Below are 18,173 nucleotides of genomic sequence, written 5' to 3' on the forward strand. Positions count from 1 at the left end.
GTTAATTCTCCAGAGTGCGTTTTTTACCTGGTACTTTTGTCGATTGCATTGCTGCCCACCATTCATCACAGGCAACAATTTCGCCATGTTCGTTAATTAATGGACGGGGGAGCCCTTTATGTTTTGAAACGGCTGCTAATACTGGATAACCGCCCTCAAAGAGCCATTCTTGTTGTTCTTCTTCTGATAGCTGACTAAAAAGGCTGTCATACATATTGGCATTTTGTCTTTGTCGTTGTGCTTCATAAAGAATTAAGGCAGAAGCAACAGAGACATTTAATGACTGTACCATGCCCATCATAGGAATATGAATATTATGATCAGCCAGTTTGAGAGCTTGTTTGGAAATACCCGTTCGTTCTTGTCCCAAAATAATACAGGTTGGTTGAGTATAATCTATTTGACGAAAATCGATAGCTTGGTTAGTAAGATGAGCGGCTAAGATTTGCATACCCGCAGCTTTGCAGGTAGAGATTGCCTTTTCAATAGTGGCATGGGTTTTTACTTTTACCCAATGATTACTACCCGCTGCTGCCGCAGATAAACTCTTGGTGCTATTTTGGCACCAGATTGCATGGATTTGTGGTATTCCAACCGCATCAGCAGTACGGATCACGGCAGAAATATTATGTGATTTATGGACATTTTCAAGACAAACCGTCAGATCAGGTTGGCGCATGGCGATTATTTGCCGAATGCGAGCATAACGTTTTGAGTTCATAACTTAGTTCCGGTTACGGCTGATGCGTAAAACATCAGGCATGATACGGATTTTTTTCATAATATTAGCTAATTGAATACGATCCTTAGCGGTTAAGCGAATAAATGCACAATAGACACGCCCATCTTTCTCTTCGATATTCATACTTTGGATACTAGAATTTACACTATTAATGGCTGCGGTTAAATTAGCTAATGCCCCTTGGTGATTAATCATATCGACTTTAATTTCAGCAATGAAATTATTATTAACCCCCTCATCCCACTCTACTTGCATAAATTTCTCTGGCTCTTTTTGATAACCTCGAATATTACGGCAAGACTCATGGTGTATAACTAAACCTTTACCTGGGCTAATATGAGCAACTATGGGATCACCGGGAATGGGACGACAACATTTGGCAAAGGTAATTAATACCCCTTCTGCTCCTTTAATCGGTAGTTTACTACGGTTATCACTATTATCTGTAATAACGTTATTTATACTAACATTGCCTAATAAATTGTGCGCTACAACGACACTCATGGTATTGCCAAGGCCAACTTCAGCAAGTAAATCATCCATTGAGTGAAGTTTCATTCTTGCCAGTTCTTTATTGATATTTTCTTGCGGAATATCGCCCAATTTCTTGCCATTACCTAAAGCATGGTTGAGTAAGCGACGACCTAAACTAATCGAATCTTCTCGTTTAAGATTTTTAAGTAGTTGGCGTATTTTTGCTCTGGCTTTGGAACTAACAACGAAATTCAACCAAGCTGCGTTCGGCCTTGCGCCTGGTGCAGTAATAATTTCTATAGTTTGCCCGGTAGTCAACGATTGTGACAGAGGATAAGGTTGACGATCAACGCGGGCTCCAACACAGGCATGACCTATATCGGTATGAACAGCATAGGCAAAATCAACCGGGGTTGCGCCAGTAGGTAATTCGACAATTCTACCTTCCGGGGTAAAAACATAAATTTCGTCAGGAAAAAGATCAGATTTTACACTTTCAATGAATTCAAAAGAATTACCTGCGCTTTGCTGCAGTTCTAGTAGGCTTTGCATCCAGCGTTGTGCCCTGATTTGAGCAGTTGTACTAGATTCTGCTTGTTCTTTATATGCCCAATGAGCAGCGACACCCATTTCTGCCATTTGATCCATATCTTCGGTACGAATTTGTACTTCAATCGGTACACCATGTGGGCCAATCATTGATGTATGTAAAGATTGATAGCCATTTGCTTTGGGGATCGCAATATAATCTTTCACTCGACCTGGCCGAGGATTGTATAAACTATGTACCTGCCCAAGAACGCGGTAACATGTATCAACGTCCTTAACAATAATGCGAAAGGCATAAATATCCATAATTGAGTGGAAGCGCTGCTCTTTCAAGTGCATTTTACGATATATTGAATAGAGATGTTTTTCTCGACCAAATACTCGGCATGGGATCCTGGCTTCTGATAATCTACCATCAATTTCTGCCAATATTTTTTGGATCATCTCTTTTCGGTTACCGCGAGCTGCTTTTACTACTTCTTTAATAACTCGGTAGCGATTTGGATAGAGTGCTTCAAAGCCTAACTCTTCCAATTCAGTTTTGAGATGATGGATACCAAGACGATGTGCCAGTGGGCTATAAATTTCTAATGTTTCTCTCGCGATCCGGCGGCGCTTATCAGCACGAAGTGAACCTAAAGTTCGCATATTGTGGGTTCGATCTGCGAGTTTGATTAAAATGACACGAATATCTTGCACCATTGCCATAATCATTTTGCGAAAATTTTCTGCTTGAGCTTCTTTTTTATCACGGAAATTGAGTTTGTCGAGTTTTGATACCCCTTCAACCAGGCCAGCAACGGTTTTACCAAAAAGCTGTTTTATATCCTGAAAAGTCGCCGGGGTATCCTCGATAACATCATGTAATAATGCGGCCATTAATGTTTCATGATCTAAACGCATTTCCGCTAAAATACATGCCACCGCAACTGGATGGGTAATATAAGGTTCACCACTTGAACGGGTTTGGCCTTCATGTGCATCCCGGGCAACAACATAAGCTTGTTTCAGTAACGATATATGCTCTTTTGGCAGATAGTCCTGAACGATTTGATTGAGGCTTTCAAACAGGTACAAGGCAGGCCTACCTTTTCAGTTAACGACGACCTTCAGCAATAGCAGATACTGCTTGCATTTCTGCTGCTTCTTGTTCCTGTTCTTCTTGACGTTCACGGACATCAAGAATTTGAGCATTAATCAACCCTGATTCTATTTCACGCAGCGAAATAACAGTAACCTTATCATTTTCTTCTTTAACTAAAGGGCTTTTACCTCTAATCTGTAATTGACGCGCACGACGCGCCGCAACTAAAACCAAATCGAAACGATTACCAATTTTTTCTACTGCATCTTGAACTGTTACACGTGCCATAATATGACTCCAAAGATAAAGAAATGACCGGATATAATACTGAACCTTTACTCAGTCTGCCAATAATTTATTAATTAAAGTATTATGTCGCAGAACCTGACGTTCTAAACGTAGACGCTCAGATCGAATAATAGATTGTAAATCTCCTAATGCGGTATTGAAATCATCATTAACAATAATGTAATCATATTCGCTATAATGTTTCATTTCAGCAACCGCTTGTTCCATCCGCCGATTAATCGTTTCTTCGCTATCTTGCCCACGACCCCGTAAACGGCGTAGTAACTCATTTTTAGACGGTGGTAAGATAAAAATAGTGCGAGCTGAGGGCATTTTTTGGCGAATTTGCTGTGCGCCTTGCCAATCGATATCTAAAAATACATCGACACCACTATTAATAATTTCTTCGATAACTGCCCGAGAGGTTCCATAATAATTGCCGAAAACGCAGGCATATTCAAGGAAATCATTGTGCTCAATCATTTGCTGAAATTTGCTTTCAGTAATGAAATAGTAGTGTTCACCGTTTTTTTCACCAGGGCGTATCGCTCTAGTGGTATGCGAAATAGAAACTTGTGTGTCATATAGAGGCTGAGTTTTTAATAAAGCCTGAATAAGACTCGATTTGCCTGCACCACTTGGGGCAGACACAATATATAACGTTCCTTGGATCATGATGATTTCTTGATTAACTGGCTAATTAATTAATAAAATTTTAAAAAGTACAAAAGCTCTTTAATAGTATACACATGCAATCAGTAACATACAGCTTTAGTAACATTTTTAATGAAAGATCTGAATTATTTTTGAAAATCATTACCATTTTTGCGAAGCGCTTTGAGAAAAAATAATTAATGCATATCTTCATAATTATTTTCTATTTACCACCTCTCAATAATTGGAATTGTATATTGAACGTATTGCCGTGAATGGAATAAATAGATGATTAAAATTATGCATGGATGCTGTTTATTATGAGATCTTTTATTTTAGTTTCAGTTTACTATCGTCGACGCTTTTTTTTATTAATGATGTTATTAAATATAAACTCAGCAATCGCGGAAAGTATGCAATGCCCGGATTGGCCTGAAGTAGTTTTACATAGGGAAATCAAAGCAATTAATTCAAAATTAAAACGCTGGAATAAAGCATATTATATTAATGGCCAAAGCTTGGTTAATGATGAAACTTACGATCAAATTTTTGCGTTATGGAAACATTGGTCAAATTGTCTTCGTCTCCCACTAGATAAAACGCATTTGCTTTCTTTACCCGTTAAAGGAAGAAAAATACACCCAGTTGTTCATACTGGCTTAAAAAAGATAACCACTGATGAAGTGCCTCGATGGATAGCGGGTCGCCATGAAGTTTGGTTACAACCTAAAGTCGATGGTGTGGCTGTTACGTTGGCCTATCAAAAGGGTAAATTAGCTGCATTAATTAGTCGGGGTAATGGTATAGAAGGAATTGATTGGACAAAAAAAGCCCATTTTTTGCCAGCAATTCCCAAAACGATTCCAAATCATGCTACGCAATTAATTTTACAAGGTGAATTGTTTTGGTATCAGTCTGGTCACCAACAAGCCATTGCGGGTGGAGCTAATGCCCGCAATAAAGTTGCGGGTTGGTTAATGCGTAAGAATTTATTGGTTCAACAAGAGAAACAAATTGGCATATTTATTTGGAGTTGGCCTAATGGGCCGTCGAATATGCAAACACAATTTGCACAATTAGAAAGATGGGGTTTTCCCTTAACCAAACGTTATTCTCATTTAGTTACTAGTGTTGATCAAATTACACAATGGCAACGCTATTATTACAATCAACCAATGCCTTTTGTAACAGATGGTATTGTATTAAAACAACTGCCATATAGTCTAGGCCAATACTGGCAAGTAGGTATAAATAATTGGTCTGTTGCTTGGAAATATACGACACAAAATAGTATTGCTCAAGTTAAAACTATTAAATTTAATATAGGAAGAACTGGCAAAATTAATCCTATCATTGTTGTTTTGCCTGTGAAAATAGATGGAAAACAGATCCGTCATATTAGTATGGGTTCATTAACCCGTTGGCAAGCGATGAAAATTTTGCCTGAAGATGCAATACAAATATCATTATCTGGTCATGGGATCCCTAAATTTGACAAGATTGTTTGGCGAATTAAACAACGGAAAATGCTGTCGGTACCCGAACAAAAAAACTATCACCAATTAAGCTGTTTTCATTACTCAATCAGATGCGAAAGTCAGTTTGTTGCTCGTTTAGTTTGGTTGGCGAAACAGCTTAAGATGGAAGGGATCAATGAAAAAGGCTGGTTAGCTTTAATCAGAGCGGGGAAAATAACCAATTTAATGGATTGGGCTAGTTTAACATTGGAACAAATCAATGAAGTGGCAATGTTTAAAACGAATAAAGGAAAATTTATTTACCAACAATTTTTATCAGCGCAAAAACGCCCTTTTCCTGAATGGGTAAAAGGGTTAGGAGTACCTGTACCAGAAAAGTTTTTTAGCAAAATAACCTATTGGGATGATTTATTTTCTAAAGAAATAAATAGTGCTATCTTGTCGCGTAAACAACAAAAAAAATTAGTGCAATTTATTGAGAATAAAGATGTTAAACAGCTAGTAAAGGTTTTGGGCCAAATTAAAATAAATGGATTTTTTAATCAAAATTAGTCGAAGTAATAACATGCTGATTTAATTAGATATATGGAAATCTTAATCATTATTCTCATAATTAAATACAGGTAATCCTAATCGATAACGAATGGCGAGTAGACGTGCGGTTAAACCGGCTATTAAGGTAATGATAATAACCATATCTTTAGGTAATGGCGTATGTAGTATTAAGCCGATATAAAGCCATGCCGCAGCAAAAGAGATGCCAGCATATATCTCTTTTTGAAAAACAAGCGGGATTGTATTACATAGCATATCGCGCAGCACGCCACCGAAAACACCTGTTACTACGGCTGCAATAGCGGCGATGATATAACTATAATTCATATCAAGCGCTATTTGAGCGCCAATAATGGAAAAGACAATAAGACCAATGGCATCCAAAATTAAAAATAATCGTCGTAAATGTTTCATCATTGGCGCAATCCAGATAGTAATAACAGCGGCACAAGCAACAATAACAATATATTCAGGATGTTTAACCCAACCAAGAGGATAGTGTCCTAATAAGATATCGCGTACGGAACCACCACCAATTGCGGTTGCGGACTCAATAATAATAACGCCAAAAACATCCATTTTGCGACGACCAGCGGCTAAAGCACCTGTCATGGCTTCAGCTGTAATACCAATAATATAAAGTATGCTAAGTAACATAATGATTTTTTAGATATGACAAACCTTAAGGTTTAAAGTTGTATTATAAAAATAAAGTATTGACTAATATTTTTGTGGTGTTCACATAATTACACTATTTTTTATCGTCCACGACAAAAGAATGCGGATAATAAAATGACTTACCAAGAACAGCAAATTACTTTTGATAAACGCAATCACCAACTGACTAATATAAATGTATGGACATCAGATAGCCAGTGGATTGTTTTTGATATACGACCAAATAATGCCTCTTTTACTGGATTAACGATAGAAAAAGTTAATATTAAAACGCAACAACAAAAACAGATCTATTGCGCCAAAAATGGCGCATATGTTGGTGTTGCTACCGTAAGTAGTGAAAATCCACCTAGATATGCTTTTATTCATGGCCCAGAAGATCCAGACGAAAATTGGCATTATGATTTTCATCATCGTCGGGGGGTGATTGTCAGCGATATAAGAACTAATGTAGCCGAAAATATTGAAGCCATGTGCATTACGCCGCCTTTTTTAGCGGGCGCATTGAGAGGAGGCACTCATGTTCATGTATTTAGTCCAGATAATAGTAGGCTTAGTTTTACTTACAATGATCACGTGATGCATGAGTGTGATCCGGAGCTTGATTTGCGTAATGTGGCGATTGCGATCCCTTATCATGCCATTAATGTCGGAATTTTGGGTCACAAAAAACATCAACGTGAGTATAGTGGCCATTATTATTGTGTTGTGATCAGCGAAACAACGCCGAGACCAAAACCGGGTAGTGATGAAATCAGCCGTGCTTATGAAGAAGGTTGGATTGGTCAAAATGGGTATCAGAGAGCTAATGGGGAAAAGCAACGTTGGGCGATTGCATTTATTGGTGACACTTACTCACTAGATGGAAAAGTCGCAGCCGAAATTTTTATAGTTGATTTACCTGAATCTGCTGAGCAGTATGCTATTGCCGGTGATAAGCCAATCCAGGGTACCGAAACTAGCATGCCAGCACCACCTAAAGGGATTAAACAGCAGCGTTTAACTTATACTCATCAACTTAAGTATCCAGGGGTAGTTAATCAGCCGCGCCATTGGCTGCGCACTTCAGCAGATGGAAGTAAAATTGGTTTTTTAATGAAGGATGATAGGGGCATTGTACAATTTTGGTTGGTTTCTCCGGTTAGTGGCGCCATGGAGCAAATTACCCAGTCTGCATGGGATATTAAGTCAGCATTTAGTTGGGATAGTCAAGGTCGGTATGTGGCGTTTATTTGCGATAATAGCTTGATGTTATGTGAAATTCCTGGCGGAAAACTGATTCGTTTGACGGGGCGTAGTGATATGCCACCCTTAGGTGATGCAGTGGTTATTTCTCCGGATGACAGCAATATAGCTTATTTGCGTAATATTGATGGCTATCAACAAATTTTTATTGTTGCGACCGGGATTGTTTGATTTGAATTAGCACTATTTTGTTATCCAATTGAGTTATGTCTTACTGCCATATAGTGAGTTTAGCTTATGTTAATCGAGGGATATCTCGCTTTCTATTCTTAATAACTAATTGATAAAAATTGTATTTATGCAAATAAATACACTAAGTTTATACAACAGAGTATATTCTTTGTTTATTATAAAAATTATTTTTTTATGTGATATCCCGTAGCACTATTAATCATCAGAAATGATAAGTTGCACTTAACATAATATCATGGGTCCTAACTTGAGTTTTTGAATTAGTTTTTACGCCTTCTAAATTGAAATAATCTACTTCAGCCTGGCCAGCATCCAGATACTTATAGCTAAGGTCGAATGAAAAATCTTGATTAACCATATATTTGATACCTGCGCCAGCACTCCAGGCAAAGTTATTGGTGGCATGAGAACGTGTTTGGAGAGTTTCGGTGCTAATTCCCCCTCCGGATATACCCAGCGTTGCTATTGGAGATGTTTTTTGGCTTATATAAGCATAACCTAAGCCAGCAGAGAGATAAGGAGTGAAATCAGATGGATTTTTAAAATCATAATAAGCGTTAAACATTAATGTATTTGCTTCTATTTGATTTTTTAATTGTGCTTCTAAAAAAAAACACGGCATTTTCTTGAGATTTTGAATAATTATAATCAGCCTTTGCCCGGCTAGTAAAGTCTAATTCAGCTCTAACGGGAAGTTTAAAATTATCATATAAAATCATAGCCTAAAGCGAGGCCAGTACCTAATACGGCAGTTCTATGGTTGTCCCCTTTTTGTTTCTCAGCAAGGTTGGTTGATAAATCGTTAAGTGGATAAAATTGGCCTGACATTTGTAGAATCGATGCACCCATTTTTGCACTGATATAAACACCATTTTTACTTTCATTTGCCAACACAGGAGATGGAATGATGCTGATAGTAATTAAAGCCATAAGTGTTTTTTTCATTATTTATTTCTCAAGTTAATAAAATAAAAAAGTTGTTTCAATCTAATAAAATAATGGTAGCTCATATGTTGAAAATTGGTATAAATAATGATTGGATAAAATATGTTTAGGTTTCCTTTAATATAATTCGGCTATTAAATTAAAGTCGGCTATGAGTGCTGATTTTAATAATGCAAGCTTTTACTTATTGATAAATATAAAAAACTTCTATCACAACTAATTGAATATTTATTTTACCTATTTTATTAATTTCAGTATTTAAAGTCAGGTTAATTTTCTGCTTAAAAATTAAGTGTGGCAGTTATGGAATCAATGTTAATTTTTTGCTGATATTTGCTGAGTGGCATTTGCGACTTGATCATTTTCCCAATTTTGAACGCGTTCTTTTGGGGAGGGGAGCGATACAACTTTTTCAATCTGAAAATAATCATATGGTAGTAAAACGGTATCAAGTAGCGCAGAAAAAGGTAAATCAATCATGGCAAGCGGTTTTATCACCCAGCCGGTATCGCTATCTTTAAGTATTCGGCTATCGGCTTTGGTGCCTGAATAGTAACCTTGATGAGGTCCAACATGGGTCATAATACTTGAGCAGCCGCTTAACAGTATCAGGCAACTGAAAATATTTAAACAGATAGTATAGATAACGAGGATTAATCTTGTCATTAAAGGTATAAGCCTAGCTTCTCCAAGCGAATATGAAATTTTAATGATAAACATTAATGGTAAAAATACCAGCATGTGAATAGAAATAAACCTTTTTAACCATTATTTTCTGTTGTATGTCCAAGATAAAGCACAGTTAATAGAAAATGGGTTGCAGAAAAGTTTATTTTCCTTTGCAATGGATGATTGGTTTAAAGAAATTGATTAACAATTTCTATATTTCTTTAGGGTTAGTCCATTCTTTGTTTTTTAAAATATGGCAGATAAGGATACTCTTTGCGGTTGAAATTTGATTAATCGGTAAAGAGAAGGATAATAATAAATGTTAAGCATGTTTAGCTTTTCTTGATAACTTATCCAGTGAATCGTTTTTTCCATCTTTTTTATAACGTGTTTGTAGATTTAAACGTCAGCATCTAACAACATCAAGTACAGTATTAACTTTAATGCTTCTTATTCTGTCAACCTTGATAGCTGGATTATTAATAAAATGATTAGATTATAATTTTAATTAAATTGAAAAATAATTGTTCGAAATAGTGGTAAAAATATCAATTTATTATTTAATTAACAGAACACTGAATATGTTGTAATAGTTACGGTGTTAAAGAGCTCGGAAAATAGATCATTTCATTTAGCAATACCCTTGAATATGATCCCGTTAACTTTACAATTCAAAGTCCTCGTTATTATTTTATCACCTCTTATCTTGTATATGATAAGAGGTTTTTTTATCATAGATAGAATTATATTGTTTAGTATATTTAATAAAGCTATTTAACTTATGCTATTGATAGGCAATTTCAATTTCATCCGCTAAAATCGCGATTCCTTGTTCTATTTTTTCCAGTGGTAGAATATAGTTCATTCGCATGCATTGATGCGAATGAGGCCATTGTCCATTAAGTCCTGGGAAAAAATAATCCCCCGGCACCATTAATACACCGCGTTTTTTAAGACGTGAATAAAGTGTTTGACTATTGATCGGTAAATTTTTAAACCAAAGCCATAGAAATATTGCGCCTTCGGGCTTATGGATCAGACAGCGACTCTCGGGTATATAACGGCGAATAATTTTTACGGTTTCAGTAACGCGTTGTTGATAAAAAGGTTTTATTACAGTTTGTGAAAGTCTCAATAGATCATTACGTTTAAGGATCGCTAGCATTAATGCTGGGCCTATACTACCAGGGGATAAGCTAATGATGCCATTCATGTTACTGATAGCGGTGATAATAGATTCGTTTGCAATAATAATACCGCAGCGACAGCCAGGTAATCCTAATTTAGATAAGCTCATAGATAGAATAATATTTTCATTCCAGATTGGTGTTGCTTGATTAAAAATAATACCTGGAAAAGGAATACCATAAGCACTATCAATTAAAAGAGGAATAGCATGCTGTTTGGCCAAAGCATCTAATTGCATCATTTCTTCATCGGTAATGACATTTCCAGTCGGATTGGTGGGTCTGGAAACGCAAATAACACCAATATCATCGGTTATTGTTAGCGATTCAAAATTAATTCGATATTTAAATTGACCACTAGGCAGGATGTCAATTTGCGGTTTATTGGCAACAAAAATATCATCATCAAGTCCAGTATCGGCATAACCTACATATTCTGGTGTTAAAGGGAAAAGAACTTTCCGTTTAATTCCTTGTTCACAACGGCCTGCTAGGATATTAAATAGATAAAAAAAAGCGCTCTGACTGCCATTAGTCAATGCGATATTTTTAGCGCTGATATTCCAGCCTACTTGCTCATTTAACGTATTTGCTAATACTTCCAGCATGGCATCTTTTCCTTGCGGGCCATCATAGTTGCATAATGCTTCATTGAGCTGGCCATTTTTAGCCATATCTATCAATAATTGCTGAAAATATTGATCCATTTCAGGAATGTACGCTGGGTTACCACCACCAAGCATAATGACGTTAGGTGTGCGTAAGCCCTCATTTAGATCTTTCATTAAAAGAGAGATACTCGATGAACTGGAAAATTTTTTACCAAATTGTGAATGTATCATGCTTTTCTTCATAACTGTGCAAATGACTAGTAAACAAACCAGCACAATATTCTGTTATTATTAATAGAATAATGGGTTGGTTAACAAATTAATGCCGAATATTATAATTTTTTATATTTATGTGATTATAAATTTATCATAATGATATTTTTATTACTCGTTTTTTTTCTGCCGACAAATACAATTGCTTAAATGGTCGTTAACCATACCGGTTGCTTGCATAAATGCGTAACAGATGGTGCTACCAACAAATTTAAAGCCACGTTTTTTTAAAGCAAGAGAAAGATGATTAGAAATAACGGTATGAGTAGGTATTTCACTTTGATGTTGCCAATGATTGATTTGTGTTTTTCCATCGACAAATTGCCAGAGAAATTGACTAAAATCCTCACCTGATTGGATCATCGCTAAGTAAGCTTGGGCATTGGTAATAATAGCATTGATTTTCATGCGATTACGCACGATACGGGGTTCTTGCATTAGACGATCAACATCCTGCTGAGTCATTTTGGCAATTTTAACTGGATTAAAGTGGTAGAAACAGTCACGATAGCCAGCACGTTTTTTCAAAATAATATACCAAGAGAGTCCGGCTTGTTGTCCTTCAAGGCAAAGCATTTCGAATAATTTATGACTATCTTTTTCTGCTTTTCCCCACTCTTGATCATGATAGGCAATATATTCCTCATCGGCAGTTACCCAATGGCAACGTAGTGGTGTCATTACTTTATTACTCCTATTGTGAGGTATCGATCTATTATTCGATATTAATAAGTTTATGATAAGGATTTTAACAGTAGCACTATGACTTGCTGTGACAATAATAGTGGTAATTTTTCTTTAAGATATGGGGGGTATTAAATAGGCAATGCATTTTGATTGCGGAAAATAGCTATTTAAATCAATTGGGAAATAGGTAAATTGTCATTTATTTTACATTTTGTAAGGTTGGCAAAGCGTTATTTAAATAAGTCTTTGATACTTTGTTATTATGACCATTTTTATTGGTTAGTAAAAGAACATTGATTTTATCATTTAAATGTTAAAATTAACCATGTGTTAGCTAATTAACCTTTTTATATACAAAAGGTTATAATAAATACATCAACTGCGAAATTAGTAATTGATTATTTTAATCAAGATTATTTAATTTATTTTTTAGTTATTTTAATCTTTAATGAATGTAATTTGAGCTTGTTTAGCTAAAAACATTTTTTTAAATTGCCATTCAATAGCTGCCGTTGCTCCTTGTGCTTTCAGCTTATTTTTAACCATAAGCCAAAAATTGGCATTATCAGTATAAATAATAATTCTATGAGCATTAGCCAGTGCATAATAATAAACAGGAGAGGTTTGTTCAGCAGTGGCAGGAAAAAACGTTGAATATTGCCATTTTTGGCCACTATTAAAAGAAGCGTTGATCTTCTGAATATGACTAATATTTAACAGGGCAGAATGGTTAAATTCACGACTTTTTTTGTCAAGATCCATCAATGCTGGCTGTGGCCGTGAAGCGCAGCTGGTTAGCGTTAATAATGTCAGCATTAAAAATAATATTTTCATGTTAATCACATCTGTTTATTCAACTTTACTTTAACGGGGTGATTCATATTGAATCGTTTTACTGCAATATTTTATTCGACGCTAATAAACAAAGATTTGTTATATCACAACGTTATGTTAATTATCTTGAGAGAAAATAAGTAAGTAAATATCATATCTTACTATGTTAACGTATGGAAGCGAGTGTTTTTTGAGAAATGAGTTAGTGAAGTTGAATTTGTCCCTGTTAAGTATTAATAACAATAAAACATGGTATGAGTTTATTTGTAATAAAGTGAAATAAACATTGATTCTTTTGCCTCCTTTGATTCCAACTAATTGACTATTCTGAAGAAGTTTCATAATAGATGATAATAACGGTTTTTATTATTCCATGATGTGAATAATAAAAGCTAGCCAGCAGCACATAGTGATGTAATTAATAGATTGAATAACTAATATCGTTAAATTTTTTGGCTTGAAATAGTATTTTTTATATTAAGAACAATCTTATTACATTATTTTCTTAAATTGAAATTGCCTTTGTTTATTGTATTAAAGATTATTTTTTACTGACTCTAATTTAGTCATTATCATGACTATTCATTTATTATTCTATTTTTATTTATTTTTTAAATAGTTATTTATCGCTATTATTTTTAACAAAAAATTAACATAATTTTTTGAAAGAATATATAATAAGAAATCTATTGTAATTTATGTAATTTTTAAGGTAAGGATTAATGAAAGTATCGGCTAATGTTTTTAATCATAATTATATTTCAGTTGATGATAAAGTTAGTAATAAAAACAGACTGTTAAAAAATAATGACGAAAACATGGTGACTAACATACAGCCAGTGGCTGGTAATTTTGCTGAAAAAAATGCTAATGTTAATAGTCTTGATTCGGTAATAAATCATAACATTATTAAAGAGAGAGAAATTAGACAGGCAAGTTTACCAGAGTACCATAACTCAATTAAAGTTGATAAGCTGATAAATTTAATTATAAAAATAATAAATAATATTAATAAGCAAATCGATATCAAAAATACTAATGAATATATTGAATTAAATACACAAATTTATAAATTAAGAAAAAAAATATCAAATGATAAAATATTAGCTTCGGGATTAGAAGACCAAATTAATGTTAATAATTTATTAAAAAAAGAGATACAAGCACATGAGTATGATTTGGCGATCTATTCTAGAATTTTAATTTTAGCACAAGAATCGACAACGATAAATCAAATATATAATATGGGATATCAAATAAACTCAGAGCCTCTATCTAGTATAAAGGGTAAAATATATGAAATTTCGAATATTATTTTATCATTTATTGATATAAATGAAAATGAAAGCGAAGAAAATATTAATAACCAAAAAGAATCATTGATCAAAAAGTTAGATAATTTTCTTATATCAATAGATTCTTCACATTTATTAGTTGAAAATCAATTTTTAAATACTGTGGAAAATGATATTAACAATAAACTTAATAATATATCATCTACACCTATTAGATTTGAGTTAAATAAAATTTATCAAGAAGTAATTAATTCTTATTTTGATAAAATTGATATTAATGATCAAACGGAACTGTTAGTAAATATTCACAAAATAAATATTCTTACTCGGCTATTTAATGAAAAATATAGTTTTAATAAAAATAGTGATAAACCTAATTTGCCAATTGAAGTTATCAGTGTTTATGCATTATGGTTAGTTTATTCTATCTATGAAACTGATCAACATGCTTTTGGTGATTTAACGATAGAAGATATTGTTAAGACAGAGATAATATATAGTTATACGGATGATAATGATAACATTATATCTGATACTTTTAATATTTTTGAATATTTAACCCGACATATTGAAGAAATTAACTCACCTTTGATGAATAAAAAGAATATTAACATAAAATTCCCAACAGAATTTAGTCCTGTACTGATTAATTATTTGAATGAGGAAGCAATAAATTTAAAGAATCAAATTGATATGTTAAAAAATATTGATTTATTAAAAGAAGAAAAAGATAAGTTACTAGAAAAAATGCCACATTTGGAAAATTATTTAGCCAAATATTTAGCACAACAAAGCAAAATTTGTAATGTTGATAATACTTCTTTAAATGATTTGGTAAAACTCCGCTATAAATCTGAATCATATAACCCAGAAATAGAAAGTGCTCAAAAGTATTTTTATCCACCTATAGAAAAAATGTACACTGTGCGGGATATTTTATTAGGCCGTGAGCGTAAGTGGTTATCGGAAAACCTAAATTATAAATTAGATGAAGTACTAGGCGCGTTATATCCTGATCAATATACAAAAGAACTTATCAATAAAATAAATTCTGCTGATATTCAAAATAGTTATATTGCTGAAATGGAAAAAATTAAAAAAAATGAGGAGATAAAAAAGGCCTTTTATGACTATTTAGAGCATGTATTAACCACTTATGGTAAAAAGGACGCTTTATACTATTTAGTGGAAAATAGTCCGGGATTGTTAGTGTTTTCTGATTGGGATCGCGGGCCTGTTACTGGCATTGATAAAACGGCTAACAGCATTGAAGCGGACCACACACCTATTGCCGTGATATCCGTTTTTACCGGTGAATGTCTTCATTATCCCTCATTTCGTGATTTTAAGCGCGCGATTTCTGCAAGTGAAAAATTAAAATCATGGGTAAAATTCCATTTTAATAATTACAGTGAGCTTAATCCTTTAGAGCTTAAATTAAAAAGAGAAAATACAGACTACTCTTTTATATTTGAATCTATTATCGATTTTAATATAAAAAAAGCCGATATATTAATCAAATCGCACACTGAAGCGTTACTTATTGAACTATTTAGTCGCTTAGAAGATATAATAGTCCCTTATACTTTTTTTTCATTTTTAATGGGCAATTTAACTGGAATGGTATACGGAAGTATTTTGGCTGCAACACCTTCATTTCTAAAAGCATCAATGAGTGATCAGGAAGAGGAATATAAAAATTATCTAAAAGAAGGGATAATGAATATTGCTGCTGAAATTCTCGGTGTTGCTATTTCAGAGGTTATGACTAAATCCCTAGCGAAAGCCGTTAAATTTTATTCAAAATTTAAATTTAAAAGAAGAGTAATTAATTATGATCAAATGGAGATGATAAAATTAACTCAAGATTTTCAAAAAGGTCATTTTGATATGAAGATTACTTTGTCACCTGAGAAAAACGAAAATCGATTTTTATTAAAAATTGGAGAAAAATTCAACCCAAATAATCTGACCGCTGATATTCCGGCAGAAAAGTATTTAACTGAATTACATTCGAATCCCTCTATTGCTAAAAAGATTGATGATCTAATTACAGAAGATGATTCATCAATAACTGCTATTGCGAAATATATGCGCGATCATGACATGACAGATATTAGATATCGAGGGGTATCTATCTGGAATAATGAACTAGATGAAAGTCCTATGAATCATTTGACTGTAGTTGGCAAAAAAGACAATAAGGAATATGTTTTTGACTTAACTGCTCATCGTTTTAAAAATATTGACAACTCATCCTTAGATGGCCCACTTATTTTAGAAGAATCAATATGGGAAAAAAGATACCGTGAAGCTTTCCCTAAAAAATTAATTAAATATAAAGATTTTGCTGGTGAGCAAATGGCTGTAGCAAATTTTAGATTATATTTCAATCAATCTGCTATTGATATTATTGACGTTATTGAAGGTACTAAAACATTAAACTCACCTGATTGGTATATAAAAGTACTAACAGCAAAGACTGATATTAATCCTACAATTAATTATACAATTAATAAAAATCCACTTCTCAATGTCGTTCATGCAATTGAACTTAATAATAAAACCTATAAAAATAATTGGGAATATATTAGCGATATATTATATCGTTCTCATAAGATAGATGAACAATGTAAGGAGCCATTAATACGTGGATTATCAACAATAGCGCGAGATTCAAATGCTAAAAATATCTTTGATCCATCGATGCGTATATTGCGTAGTTACCGGCAAGTTAGAAGCATGAATGAATTAATACAAGCTAAAGCTGGAGAAATTTTATTTTTTTATACCGAAGAGGAAAAATTGGTTCATATGCTGGTAAGTTTGGGAAATGGCCTATTTAGTGGTAATAATAATAGTAAATTAGGTGGTTATCTCAATAATAGTAATAGCATTATTATGGCAGAACAGATTGGTAACTTTGTCAGTGATAAGATAGAGCGATATTCTCCAGAATTAGGTAAATTAAAGGTATATGCAGCCCAGCCATATGGCAGCGGATTACCCCAAAACACGATTAAAGACATTGCTCAGGAAGCCTTGAAAAAAGAACCAATTGAATCAGAGTTATTGGAGTTTATGACTCGAATTTTAAGCGATTCTCAAGAGTTGACATTTGAACAAGCAGCCGTCTTTCAAGAAGATTTGCGGGCAATCTTAACGGCAGACAATAATAAAACGAGTATTAGTAGCTTGTTAACAAATATAAAAAAAATAGACAATGTTACACAATTATCGGCATTGCTAGCTGGTCGATTGGTATTTTTTTATAACTCGGATTACAGTTTAAAAAGTATGATGATAAGCTTAGGAGAAGGGAAATTTTTTATTAGTCAAGGTGATCACATAGGTTTAGTGACAAAGCAATTGCATGATATTGTTTCAGTAGATCAATTTGCCCGCGTTGCGGGTGGTAGATTTAACTATACAAATATTGTTACTGGGACAATTAATTTACAACGTATGCGGCAAAAGACGCTACTAGGTCAGAATTCAGTTTTCAATTTAGAGGGCAATAAATTATTTATTAAGCCGCAGGGAAGACCTTCAATTATAAATTATATGGATTCTACCGATTTAAGTAATATTATTGAAGGCTTAGCAATAGAACTATATGGCCTTAATAATTGGCAAAAAGTAGAAACCATTGAGTTACAATCTTTTTTCGGTGGATTTGGTTCAATTCCTTCCGGTCAAGTGATAGCACATAAATAAGATAAAACAGTAATAG

Annotated in this window: 14 protein-coding genes; 3 read left to right on the top strand and 11 right to left on the bottom strand. The window is 33.8% G+C overall.

Features of this window, described 5'->3' with window-relative positions:
- Window position 1: 1 nt before the first annotated feature.
- Genes trmH through gmk form a run of 4 tightly spaced genes read right to left on the bottom strand, consistent with a single transcriptional unit; the run spans window position 2 to window position 3,812 of the window.
- Window positions 2-721, bottom strand: coding sequence for a tRNA (guanosine(18)-2'-O)-methyltransferase TrmH (trmH, locus tag H1X92_RS11785; RefSeq protein WP_180560337.1), 720 nt, complete (start codon window positions 719-721; stop codon window positions 2-4).
- Between the two features lie 3 nt (window positions 722-724).
- Window positions 725-2,842, bottom strand: coding sequence for a bifunctional GTP diphosphokinase/guanosine-3',5'-bis pyrophosphate 3'-pyrophosphohydrolase (spoT, locus tag H1X92_RS11790; protein WP_180560338.1), 2,118 nt, complete (start codon window positions 2,840-2,842; stop codon window positions 725-727).
- A 19-nt stretch (window positions 2,843-2,861) separates the two neighbouring features.
- Window positions 2,862-3,137 carry a DNA-directed RNA polymerase subunit omega gene (gene rpoZ, locus H1X92_RS11795; protein ID WP_180560339.1) on the bottom strand — a complete coding sequence of 92 codons (276 nt, stop codon included), beginning with the start codon at window positions 3,135-3,137 and terminating at the stop codon, window positions 2,862-2,864.
- 51 nt (window positions 3,138-3,188) lie between these two features.
- The gene (gmk, locus tag H1X92_RS11800) at window positions 3,189-3,812 is read right to left on the bottom strand and encodes a guanylate kinase (RefSeq protein ID WP_180560340.1); all 624 of its coding nucleotides are present in this window, start codon (window positions 3,810-3,812) and stop codon (window positions 3,189-3,191) included.
- 299 nt (window positions 3,813-4,111) lie between these two features.
- Here gmk and ligB point away from each other — a divergent pair, with 299 nt between their 5' ends.
- A complete protein-coding gene (ligB, locus tag H1X92_RS11805) occupies window positions 4,112-5,821 on the top strand; it encodes an NAD-dependent DNA ligase LigB (protein ID WP_180560341.1) in 1,710 nt (569 codons plus the stop codon).
- Window positions 5,822-5,863: 42 nt separating this feature from the next.
- On the opposite strand, the gene H1X92_RS11810 is transcribed toward ligB, so the two are convergent.
- The gene (locus H1X92_RS11810; protein ID WP_180560342.1) at window positions 5,864-6,481 is read right to left on the bottom strand and encodes a trimeric intracellular cation channel family protein; all 618 of its coding nucleotides are present in this window, start codon (window positions 6,479-6,481) and stop codon (window positions 5,864-5,866) included.
- Window positions 6,482-6,616: 135 nt separating this feature from the next.
- Here H1X92_RS11810 and H1X92_RS11815 point away from each other — a divergent pair, with 135 nt between their 5' ends.
- Complete coding sequence (locus H1X92_RS11815) at window positions 6,617-7,918, top strand: DUF3748 domain-containing protein (RefSeq protein WP_180560343.1); 1,302 nt, start codon at window positions 6,617-6,619, stop codon at window positions 7,916-7,918.
- Between the two features lie 223 nt (window positions 7,919-8,141).
- Here the strand turns inward: H1X92_RS11815 and H1X92_RS15935 are convergent, their stop codons facing one another.
- The 6 genes from H1X92_RS15935 to H1X92_RS11840 form a co-directional block, all read right to left on the bottom strand.
- Window positions 8,142-8,504, bottom strand: a complete 363-nt coding sequence (locus tag H1X92_RS15935) for an outer membrane protein (RefSeq protein WP_233458159.1) — start codon at window positions 8,502-8,504, stop codon at window positions 8,142-8,144.
- 140 nt (window positions 8,505-8,644) lie between these two features.
- The gene (locus tag H1X92_RS15940; protein WP_225506549.1) at window positions 8,645-8,884 is read right to left on the bottom strand and encodes a hypothetical protein; all 240 of its coding nucleotides are present in this window, start codon (window positions 8,882-8,884) and stop codon (window positions 8,645-8,647) included.
- Window positions 8,885-9,199: 315 nt separating this feature from the next.
- Complete coding sequence (locus tag H1X92_RS11825) at window positions 9,200-9,550, bottom strand: YceK/YidQ family lipoprotein (RefSeq protein ID WP_180560344.1); 351 nt, start codon at window positions 9,548-9,550, stop codon at window positions 9,200-9,202.
- 787 nt (window positions 9,551-10,337) lie between these two features.
- Complete coding sequence (locus H1X92_RS11830; RefSeq protein WP_180560345.1) at window positions 10,338-11,582, bottom strand: valine--pyruvate transaminase; 1,245 nt, start codon at window positions 11,580-11,582, stop codon at window positions 10,338-10,340.
- A 153-nt stretch (window positions 11,583-11,735) separates the two neighbouring features.
- A complete protein-coding gene (locus H1X92_RS11835) occupies window positions 11,736-12,305 on the bottom strand; it encodes a DNA-3-methyladenine glycosylase I (protein ID WP_180560346.1) in 570 nt (189 codons plus the stop codon).
- A gap of 444 nt (window positions 12,306-12,749) precedes the next feature.
- Window positions 12,750-13,145 carry a hypothetical protein gene (locus tag H1X92_RS11840; RefSeq protein WP_180560347.1) on the bottom strand — a complete coding sequence of 132 codons (396 nt, stop codon included), beginning with the start codon at window positions 13,143-13,145 and terminating at the stop codon, window positions 12,750-12,752.
- Window positions 13,146-13,867: 722 nt separating this feature from the next.
- Between H1X92_RS11840 and H1X92_RS11845 the strand changes: the two genes are divergently transcribed.
- Window positions 13,868-18,157 (top strand): hypothetical protein, encoded by a 4,290-nt coding sequence (locus H1X92_RS11845; RefSeq protein WP_180560348.1) that lies wholly within the window; start codon window positions 13,868-13,870, stop codon window positions 18,155-18,157.
- The last annotated feature ends 16 nt before the right edge of the window (window positions 18,158-18,173 follow it).

It is taken from the genome of Arsenophonus endosymbiont of Apis mellifera (assembly GCF_903968575.1).
GTDB lineage: Bacteria > Pseudomonadota > Gammaproteobacteria > Enterobacterales > Enterobacteriaceae > Arsenophonus > Arsenophonus apicola.